Origin of the sequence: Janthinobacterium sp. LS2A, assembly GCF_036543145.1 — a bacterium.
GTDB lineage: Bacteria > Pseudomonadota > Gammaproteobacteria > Burkholderiales > Burkholderiaceae_D > Janthinobacterium > Janthinobacterium aestuarii.
In genome coordinates this window covers 1-9,752 of the sequence record NZ_JAZHPB010000018.1, presented here as the reverse complement: position 1 = coordinate 9,752, position 9,752 = coordinate 1, and the positions used below count along the sequence as shown (strand labels likewise).

General features: G+C 63.2%; 9 protein-coding genes. 3 read left to right on the top strand and 6 right to left on the bottom strand.

Features of this window, described 5'->3' with window-relative positions; all coding sequences use genetic code 11:
- Positions 1-1,221: sulfoacetaldehyde acetyltransferase (gene xsc / locus V3C40_RS28145; protein ID WP_442907324.1), on the bottom strand; the 1,221-nt coding region annotated here is incomplete at its 3' end.
- Positions 1,222-1,434: 213 nt separating this feature from the next.
- Between xsc and V3C40_RS28140 the strand changes: the two genes are divergently transcribed.
- Genes V3C40_RS28140 through V3C40_RS28130 form a run of 3 tightly spaced genes read left to right on the top strand, consistent with a single transcriptional unit; the run spans position 1,435 to position 5,013 of the window.
- On the top strand, positions 1,435-2,271 hold the full coding sequence (locus tag V3C40_RS28140) for an IclR family transcriptional regulator (protein WP_374106902.1): 837 nt from the start codon (positions 1,435-1,437) through the stop codon (positions 2,269-2,271).
- Positions 2,272-2,311: 40 nt separating this feature from the next.
- Positions 2,312-3,286: an AAA family ATPase gene (locus V3C40_RS28135; protein WP_331779147.1), complete on the top strand. Its 975-nt coding sequence runs from the start codon at positions 2,312-2,314 to the stop codon at positions 3,284-3,286.
- Complete coding sequence (locus V3C40_RS28130; protein ID WP_331779146.1) at positions 3,283-5,013, top strand: cobaltochelatase CobT-related protein; 1,731 nt, start codon at positions 3,283-3,285, stop codon at positions 5,011-5,013. The genes V3C40_RS28135 and V3C40_RS28130 overlap by 4 nt, the downstream gene beginning before the upstream one ends.
- A 4-nt stretch (positions 5,014-5,017) precedes the next feature.
- Here V3C40_RS28130 and V3C40_RS28125 read toward each other — a convergent pair whose 3' ends face one another.
- From V3C40_RS28125 to V3C40_RS28105, 5 genes are all read right to left on the bottom strand, one after another.
- Positions 5,018-6,160 carry an AAA family ATPase gene (locus tag V3C40_RS28125; RefSeq protein ID WP_442907323.1) on the bottom strand — a complete coding sequence of 381 codons (1,143 nt, stop codon included), beginning with the start codon at positions 6,158-6,160 and terminating at the stop codon, positions 5,018-5,020.
- Entirely contained in the window at positions 6,157-7,044 is an 888-nt protein-coding gene (locus V3C40_RS28120) for an RNA ligase family protein (protein ID WP_331779145.1), read from the bottom strand. Before V3C40_RS28120 ends, V3C40_RS28125 begins: the two co-directional genes overlap by 4 nt.
- 299 nt (positions 7,045-7,343) lie before the next feature.
- A complete protein-coding gene (locus tag V3C40_RS28115; RefSeq protein WP_331779144.1) occupies positions 7,344-8,105 on the bottom strand; it encodes a sulfite exporter TauE/SafE family protein in 762 nt (253 codons plus the stop codon).
- 1 nt (position 8,106) lies between these two features.
- Positions 8,107-9,108 (bottom strand): phosphate acetyltransferase, encoded by a 1,002-nt coding sequence (gene pta, locus V3C40_RS28110; protein ID WP_331779143.1) that lies wholly within the window; start codon positions 9,106-9,108, stop codon positions 8,107-8,109.
- Positions 9,109-9,304: 196 nt separating this feature from the next.
- Positions 9,305-9,752, bottom strand: a 448-nt coding sequence (locus V3C40_RS28105) for a thiamine pyrophosphate-dependent enzyme (RefSeq protein ID WP_331777619.1), incomplete at its 5' end; no start/stop codon positions are given.

Here is a 9,752-nt window from a genome sequence, read left to right as displayed (position 1 = left end):
CTCGCGCAAGACCTGGCGCGGGTGCAGGTAATTGCCCGGCTCTTTCTTTTGCTCTTCGATCATGTCCAGGCTGTACGCATCTTTTTCATGCGTCCAGTTCGTCAGCTCTTCTTCCCAGGCCGATTTTTCCGCCTGCACGGTGGCATAGCGCTCGTCGCGCGTCGCGTCGCAGTCGAGGGACTTGCCATCGAGGCGTGCCAGGATGGCTTTTGCGGCCGCCTTGGCGTCGCCGCAGATGCCGACGGAGATTTTCTTGACCAGGCCCAGCATCTTGTTGTCCGCGTCGATCTGGATGATCTTGGCGTTCTTTGGCCAGTAATCCATGCCGTGCTGCGGCAAGGTGCCGAACGGGCCCAGGCGCGAACCCAAAGCGACGACGACGTCGGCCTTGGCGATCAGTTTCATGGCCGCTTTCGAACCTTGATAACCGAGCGGACCGCACCACAGCGGGTGGCTGGCGGGGAAGGAGTCGTTGTGCAGGTAGCTGTTGACGACGGGGGCGCCGAGGCGCTCGGCCAGGGCCTTGCACTCTTCGATCGCTTCGCCCATGACGACGCCGCCGCCCGAGATAATCACGGGGAACTTGGCTTTCGCCAGCAGTTCGGCCGCATCGTTGAGGCTTTGTTCGCCGCCGGCACCACGGTCCAGGCGGTTCGGTTTTGGAATCTCGGCCTTGATTTCGCCATAAAAATAGTCGCGCGGGATGTTCAGTTGCGTCGGGCCCATTTCCGACATGGCGCGGTCAAAGCAGCGGCCCGTAAATTCCGCCATGCGGGCCGGATTGGTCACGTGACCCTGGTATTTCGTGAATTCCTCAAACATCGGCAGCTGGTTCGCTTCCTGGAAGCCGCCCAGGCCCATGCTCATGGTGCCCGTTTCCGGCGTGATGATCACGACCGGCGTGTGCGCCCAGTAGGCGGCGGCGATGGCTGTCACGCAATTGCTGATGCCGGGGCCGTTCTGGCCGATGACCACGCCATGGCGGCCCGAGACGCGGGCGTAACCGTCGGCCATGTGGCCGGCGCCCTGCTCGTGCACGACGGGAATCAAGCGGATGCCGGCGGGGGCAAAAATGTCCATCGGGTCCATGAAGGCCGAGCCCATGATGCCGAACATGTCGGTCACGCCATTGGCGGCCAGGGTTTCCACGAACGCTTCGGAAGGCGTCATCTTTTGCGGGCCAACAGGTATCGCGGCTGCGGCGGCTTTTTGGTCGGTCATGTCATTCATGGGTGTCTCCTGGTCTGTTGTAATGAACTGCAGTGTAGTGAGCAACTTATTTATCAAAAAACGGTATATTTTGTTCCGGAATTTGATATACAATTCAATTTAAGCGTTCGGCAATCAAAAGTCAAACAGAATTTCGAGGAAACGGTACAATTTGAGTTCGAAAATGAAATAACACTCAGACAGACAACCGAGGCCACCATGGACATGATTTCATCCCCAAAACTTGAGCCGGAAAAACTGGAAGGCGACACGCCCACGATGCGTTTGTTTGCTTTGCTGGAAGTGATTGCCGAAAAAGACCAGTTGCTGTCGCTGCAAGCGCTGGTGGAAGAAACGGGCTTGCCCAAGCCCACTCTGCACCGCATGCTGCAACAGCTGGAAAGCGTGGGCGTGCTGCAGCGCGAAAGCGATGGCCGCCACTACAGCACGGGCGTGCGCCTGCGCCGCCTGGCGTCGAACCTGCTAATTAACAACACGTTCCATGGCGCCCGCCGCATGGTCTTGCGCCAGCTGGTCGAGGAAGTGGGCGAAAGCTGCAACCTGACGGCCTTCAGTGGCAGCGAAGTGGTGTACCTGGACCGCGTGGAAACGGCGGCCCCGCTGCGCTTCTACCTGCATCCCGGTTCGCGCGTGCCGGCCCACTGCTCGTCGAGCGGCAAGCTGTTCCTGGCGCAAATGACGCCCGTGCAACGGCGCCGCCTGCTGGGCCATATGGAATTGACGCGCTTTACGGACAAGACGGAAACGGACCCCGTCAAGCTCGAGCGCGAACTGGAACTGGTGCGCCGCAACGGCTATGCGCTGGACGACGAGGAATTCCTGCCCGGCCTGCTGTGCGTGGCTGTGCTGGTGCCGAACCCGAACGGCCGCTCGAACTTGGCCGTGGCCATCCAGGCGCCCATCATCCGTTTGACGCACGACAAGGCTTTACATTTCTTGCCAGCACTGCAACGCGCCGCGCAAGCCCTGGCCGCCATCGAATCGGAAACCATGCCGACGACGGGCGGGGACGACGACGCATTGCAAACCGGTCATTCATAACCGCCGTAGCGCCCATGCTGCGGTTTCACAGGAGAACAAGGTGCCAGATTCACGCCAACATCCCCCCGCCGCAGCGGCGCAAACCTTGCAGTCCGTGCGCAGCCTGTTCGATATCGACAGCGACCTGCTCGTGCCCGTCTTCACGGAACGCGACCCGCACGTGCCCGACATCGATCCCGCCTACCGCTTCAACAAGGATGTGACCCTGGCAATCCTCGCCGGCTTCACCCACAACCGCCGCGTGATGGTGCAGGGCTTGCACGGCACGGGCAAGTCCACGCATATCGAGCAGGTGGCGGCGCGCCTGAACTGGCCTTGCGTGCGGGTCAACCTCGATGGCCACATCAGCCGCCTGGATCTGGTCGGCAAGGACGCCATCGTGCTGCGTGAACAGCAGCAAGTCACGGAATTCCAGGAAGGCATCGTGCCCTGGTCCCTGCAACGGCCCGTGGCCCTGATCTTCGACGAGTACGACGCGGGCCGCCCCGACGTGATGTTCGTCATCCAGCGCATCCTCGAGCGCGACGGCAAGTTCACCCTGCTCGACCAGAACCGGGTTATCACGCCCCATCCTCACTTCCGTCTGTTCGCCACCTCGAACACGGTTGGCCTGGGCAACTTGAACGGCATGTACCACGGCACGCAAGTGCTCAATCACGCGCAAATCGACCGCTGGAACATCGTTGCCACCTTGAACTATCTGCCGCAGGCGGAAGAGACGCAGATCGTGCTGGCGCGTGTCCCCGCCATGAACGACGAGGCAGGCCGCCAGCTGGCCGCCGCCATGGTGGCCGTGGCCAGCCTCACGCGCCACGGCTATGCGGCGGGCGACCTGGCTTGTCTGATGTCGCCAAGGACCGTCATTACCTGGGCGGAAAACTGCCAGATCTTCCGCGACCCGGCGCTGGCCTTCCGCCTGTCCTTCCTCAACAAATGCGACGAGGCCGAGCGGCCCATGGTGGCCGAGTATTACCAGCGCTGCTTCAATGAGGAATTGCTGGCGAGCCAGGCATGAGTGCCGAAACGACGGCGCCTGCCGCCTACACGCGCGAGCAGCAGGAAACGGATGAGCTGTGCGCGGGCGCCATCCGCGCCCTCAGCGCTGCTCCCTCGATACGCTACCGGGGCCGGCGCCTGCACGACGGCCACCGTCCCCTGCCCATCCACGCGGCCCATCTGCAGTCCGATGCGGCGCTGCAGGATTTGCCATCCTTGCGCGGCGCGGCCGACAGCGTGGCCCTGCGCCTGCTGCATACGGATGCGGCCCTGCACAAGTCCTTCTGCCCGCTCGAACCCGTGGCGCGGCTCGTGTTTGAATTGCTGGAACAGTTAAGGGTGGAAACCCTGGCGCCCGAGCAGCACGCTGGCGTGATCGGCAACCTGCGCCACCGTTTCACGGCCTGGTCGCACGCGTTCTACGATTCCGGCCTGGCCGAGGGCGCTTCGGGCTTGCTGCTGTACACGGTATTCCAGATGTGCTGGTCGCGTCTGACGGCCAGGCCCGTACTGGAAAAGACGGAAGATTTTATTGAAGCGACACGCTGGTCGGTGTCGTCGCAATTGAGCGGCGACCTGGCAGGATTGCGCCGCCACCGCACCGACCAGGCCGCCTTTGCGCGCCATGCGCTGGCCATCAGCCACGCTGTCGACGCCATGCTGAAAGACGCTCAGGCCGCGCGCGATGGCGGCGAGGACGATGCGGGCGACGCCAAGGCGCAGGCCGCGTTCAAGCTGCTGCTCGATTTCGACAGCGATAACGACAACCTGCCCGATGCCGCCCCGTTGGGCGAGAGCCGCGCCTTCAGCGATGGCGATGGCGGCTACCGCGCCTATTCCACGGCGTACGACCGCGAGGAAAGAGCGGGCGAACTCGTGCGCCGCGCCCTGCTGCTCGAATACCGCGAACGCATGGATGCCCGCATCGCCAGCCTGGGTATCAACACGGCCCGCCTGGCCCGGCGGTTCACGCAATTGCTGGCCGTGCCCGAGCGCGACGGCTGGTCGTTTGGCGAAGAAGAAGGATATATCGATGGCCGCCGCCTGGCGCAACTGATCTGCTCGCCATCCGAGCGCAGGCTGTTTTGCAAGGAACAATTCCTGCCGCAAGCTGATTGCCTCGTCACCTTTCTCGTCGATTGCTCCGGCTCCATGAAGACGCATGCGGAATCCGTGGCCGTGCTGCTCGACATTGTGCTGCGCGCACTGGACCAGGCCGGCGTTGCCACGGAGTTGCTGGGCTTTACGACGGGTGCGTGGAACGGGGGAAGAGCCAAGCGCGACTGGATGCGCGCCCGCTCGCCGGCGAATCCAGGCCGCTTGAATGAACTCGTGCACATGGTCTTCAAGGATGGCGACACGCGCTGGCGCCGCGCGCGGCCCGATATCGCCGCCCTGCTGAAGGCGGACTTGTACCGCGAAGGCGTCGATGGCGAAGCCGTGGACTGGGCGTGTACGCGCATGCTGGCGCGCCCGGAACGGCGGCGCATCCTGCTCGTCGTGTCCGACGGTTGCCCGATGGATACGGCCACGAATCTCGCCAACGACGAGTTTTACCTCGCGCAACATCTGAAGCAAGTGGTGGCGCGCCGCGAAGCGCAGGGCGCCATCGAGATTTGCGGGCTGGGCCTGGGCCTGGACCTGGGCGCCTACTACAGCCGCAGCCTGGCCACCACCCTGCCCGCCTCGCTGAACAATGAGCTGTTCAGCGAGATCGCGCAGTTGCTCGGTGGGCGCAAACGTTAAGCCTTCAGCTCACTTCGTAGCGCACCGTGTGCGCCTCCATCGGTAGCGGGATTTCCCAGTTCCACAGCATCGCTTGCAGCTTCTTGTTGCTGAGTGACGTGTCGCGCTGGCCGTTGCGCCGCAGTAGCTCCTTGCGCGGCTGCTCCAGGTACACGAGCTCCACCTGCGCATGGTATTTGTAGAGCAGGTTGAGCGTCTTTTCGCGCATCAGCTTGGACAAGTGCGTGGCGTTCCACACGAACGGTTCGCCCTTGCGCAACAGTTCGCGCGCCCGCTCTTCCGCATAGTCGCCCACCTGCCCCTCGTTCTTGCCGTGCTTCAAGCCCAGGGCCGTTCGCGCATCGTCAAACGACACGACGGGCAGGCGCGGATGGTGCTTGTCCACCCACGTATTCTTGCCCGACGCGGGCAAGCCCGACATCACGATCACGCGCGAGCCCGCTTCCTGGAACAGGGAATAATCGGGATGCGCCTCGGCGCCGCGGAAATATTTGACGCGCGTGTGATCGTCAACGAATGCGCGCCGCTGGCCATAGCATCCTTCCTCGCGCGCCAGTTCGCGGAACAGCTCGATGGCATCCAAAATGCGCTGCGGATCGGGACAGATACGCCCGCGGATATCGGCCTCGGCCAGCATGGCCAGCAAGCGGATATCGACTTGCCACGACAGTTCGCGCACGGTGAACTCGGGCGTGACGCCGCGCCGCGACGTTTCCAGCGCAAAGAACGGCACCTGGTGCACATTGATCAGGCGGCAGATTTCCTCGCGCACGGCAAACGGCACGTCGCAATCCCACAAGGCGATGCGCGCATCGAGCGCGCCCTTGCGCGAGTGGCCGGGCTGGCCGATGGCGCCCGTCACCGGGTCGATCACCGTGGTGCTGCACTTGGCCACGTCGTGCAGCAAGGCGGCGAGAAACACGATTTCCTGTTCCGCGCGCGTGGCTTGCTGGTAGTCGGGCATGGCCAGCAAGGACTCCACCACCATCATCGTATGCGTCCACACATCGCCTTCCGCGTGATAGACGGGGTTTTGCGGCGTCGTCTTCGCCAGTTCCAGCTGCGGGAAGGCGGCCAGGCAGGCGTTGAAATCGGGCGACTGGCCCGCTGGCGGCACCAGTTGCTGCAGGGTTTTCCAGTGCATCATTTTGTACTCCTCGATAAAACTGCCAGTTCGTCGAGCGAACGGCAGGTATGCAAGCCCAGGCTTTCCCACGTGACGAGCGGCTGCGGCGCATACAGGTCAACGCCGTCAGCCAGCTGGTTCGGGATCAAGGGCCGCGTGCTGTGGTGGGAACCGCTGTCGAGGATGGTTTGCGTGAAGTCATGGCGCACCAGCTTATAGCGGGCCAGCACCTGCTCGTCATCCTCCACCTTCAGATATAGGCCTTCCGCGTGGTCGGACTTGTCCGTCTGCTTCCAGCACAGGTCCAGCGGCAGGCGCTCGCGCGCCACCGCGTGTTCAAAAGCATCGCGCCACAGACTGGACTTGGCCAGCGAATGGCGCAGCAGCTGCCACAGCTGCTTCGGCGTGGCTGGCATCAATCCCGCATACAGCACGGGAACGGACAGCACGGGAGAGCGGGCCAGCATGGCGTGGCGGCGCGCCGTCGACAAAAACATCTGGCTGCGGCGGCAATACACGTCGAACTCGTTGAAGTAATGGGGCAGCCGGTCGTAAAACACTGAATGCTTGCTGTACGACCATTCGCCAAACAGCACATACTGGTCTTCCAGCAGGTGCAGCAAGGCGTGTTCGTGCGCATGCGCCCACGGTTTAAACAGGTTGAACTGGCGTTCGCTGCCGCCGCCCGCCAGGTAATGGCCACGCGACTGCAGCAGCACCTCGCCCGCATCGCTGAACGACACGGCGGAGTTGGCGCCATCGATTTTTTCCTCGATGACGACATACTGGCCGGCCAGCTTTTTCAGGGGCATCTGGTCGGAACCGTCGTCGCCATCCTGCAGGCGCGAGCCTTCCAGGTGCGGCGTGCGCGGGTATTTGAATAAGGGTAAAGATTGTAAAAACATAGCGTCCCACGCCGCGTTCACCGGGGCGTGTCCATACAGGGTCAGGGGTGCTGACGACGTGTTCGGGCGTGGACGGTCAAGACCAGGGTCTCGGATACGTGTGCGGGAAGAGCAAGAGCAGTGCCGCAGCAATCGAGGGCGTCAACGCGCCGAACGATGCTGCAAAGAGCATTTCGTCAGCGTTAGCAGGTGATGGCGAAGAAGCGAGGCACTTTTGGCTCCAATAAGGAAGAGGTTCTAGAAAGAACCGCGAATATAACGGCTGTTTGACTATTTTGCAAGCGCCGCACGTTTGGAGACTAGCCGAGCAGTTGCGGCACGGCCGCCGCCATCAGGGAAATGCCGATCAAGGTCAGCACGGCAAACGCGATGCGGCGCATGCCGCGCTGGGCGATCGGCGGCGGGTAGTGCTTGCCGGCCATCGTGGCCAGCACGCCCACGGGCAAGGCCAGCGCGCACAGCAGCAGCACTTTCGCGTCGAGCTGGCCCTGGCTGCCCGCCATCAGCGAACGTCCACCCGCGCTGATGGCGAATAAAAAGATCAGGCTGTAGCGGATGGTTTTCAAGCTCATTTCCTGGCGGTAGAACTGGTACACGAGCGGTGGTCCGGCCAGCGAAAACAGGCCCGAGAACAGGCCGCCGCACACGCCGCTGATGAAAAAACTGCGCTTGTCGGCCGCGCCGGGGCCAGGTGGCGCTTGCAGCAAGATGCTGACGCCGCCATACACGATGGCCGCGCCCAGCAGCAGGTGCAGCAGCGGCGCATACGCCTGGTCCAGGTAGCCGAGCAGCAATACGCCGGCCGCCATGGCCGGCAGCAAGCCGATGCTGGCCGCGCGGATGGCACGCCAGTCCAGGTGGTGCAAGGCGCCCGGCAAGGCCACGAGGCAATTGGCCAGCGACAATAAACTGACGAGGGCCGCCAGCGCCGGCACGGGCGCCAGGCCCAGGCCGCTGGCCACGCCCATGACGATCATGCCCAGGCCAAAGCCCGTGACGGTCTGGAAATACGTGCCTGCCGCCACCACGCCCAGCAGCGCCAGCACGGGCCAGCTGAACAACTCAGCGCCCACCCTGGGCCTGCACGGACGTGACCGCAATCACGTTATACACGTCAATCGCGCTGCAGCCGCGCGACAAATCGTTGGCCGGCTTCTTCAAGCCTTGCAGCAAGGGGCCGATGGCGACGGCGCCGCCCATGCGCTCGGCCAGCTTGTAGCCGATATTGCCCGCGTCAAGGTTCGGGAACACCAGCACGTTCGCGCGGCCGTTGACGACGGAATCCTTGACCTTGCGCTGGGAAATCTCGGCCACGATGGCCGCGTCCAGCTGCACGTCGCCATCGATGGCCAGCAGCGGACGCTGGGCCTTGACCCGGTCTGTTGCCGCATGCACCTTGTCGACGGCCGCGTGGTGGGCGCTGCCGCTGGTGGAAAACGACAGCATGGCCACGCGCGGTTCTTCCATCAGCAAGGCTTGGGCGCTGTCGGCGGCCGCCATGGCGATGTCGGCCAATTCCTCGGCTTTCGGATCAACAACGAGGGCGCAGTCGGAAAAGATGAAACCGCCCTTGAGGCTGTGGAACGGTTCGCACAGCATCATCAGGAAAAAGCTCGACACGAGCTTGAAAGCGGGATCGACGCCGATGATCTGGATGGCGCTGCGCACCACGTCGGCCGTCGTGTGCACGGCTCCCGCCACGCAGCCGTCCGCGTCGCCCAGGCGCACCATCAGGTTGGCGTAGCACAGCGGTTCTTGCACGGCGATCCTCGCCTGCTCCACCGTCATGCCCTTGGCCTGGCGCAGTACGAACAATTGCTGGGCGTAGTGTTCCGACTCGCTGGACTGCGCCGGGTCGACCAGGCGCACGGCGTCCAGATCCAGCGCGTGTTCCAGCGCCAACGCCAGGATGGCGGCCGGATTGCCGACGATGGTGATGTGGGCCAGGCCTTCGGCCGCGGCGCGCGCGGCCGCCTGCAAAACTCGCATGTCGTCGCCCTCGCACAAGACGATATGTTTCGGCACGGCGCGGGCCTGGGCGATGATGCGGTGCAGGGCTTTCATGGGAACTCCAATTCGGTAAAAAAATGCCGGAACCATGGAAGCATGAGGCATGGCTCCGGCACATAAAAACCCGGCGCGATTGCCGGGGTCATACAAGGATCGGTCAGGGTGGTGTCGGATTACGCCGGATCGAGGCTAAATTCCGGGGTCAGACCCGCCGGGTCTGACCCCAGCTTTTTGCCGCTGGCTCAAGCAATCAAACGTAATCTTTATATTTATCCAGATGCCGCACAGGTTTGCTCAGCGCATCGCGGCGGAACGGGTCGCCCAGCTCGCGCGTGCACATGATTTCGATGATGGTCGTCTTGCCTTCATTCATCTGCATGTCGATCGCCTTCTTCAAGGCCGGGCCCACGTCTTCCAGCTTGTCGACCGTGATGCCTTCGGCACCCATGGCGCGCGCGATCTCGGCGAAACTCTGGTTGTCGAGTTCACCGGCAACGAAGCGGCGGTTGTAGAAATCCACTTGGTTTTTCTTTTCCGCGCCCCACTGGCGGTTGTGGAACACGACGGCCGTGACGGGAATGTTGTGGCGCACGCAGGTCATCGTTTCCATCAGGCTCATGCCCCAGGCGCCATCGCCCGCATACGACACGGCCGGACGGTGGGGAGCCGCCACTTTCGCGCCGATGATGGTCGGGAAG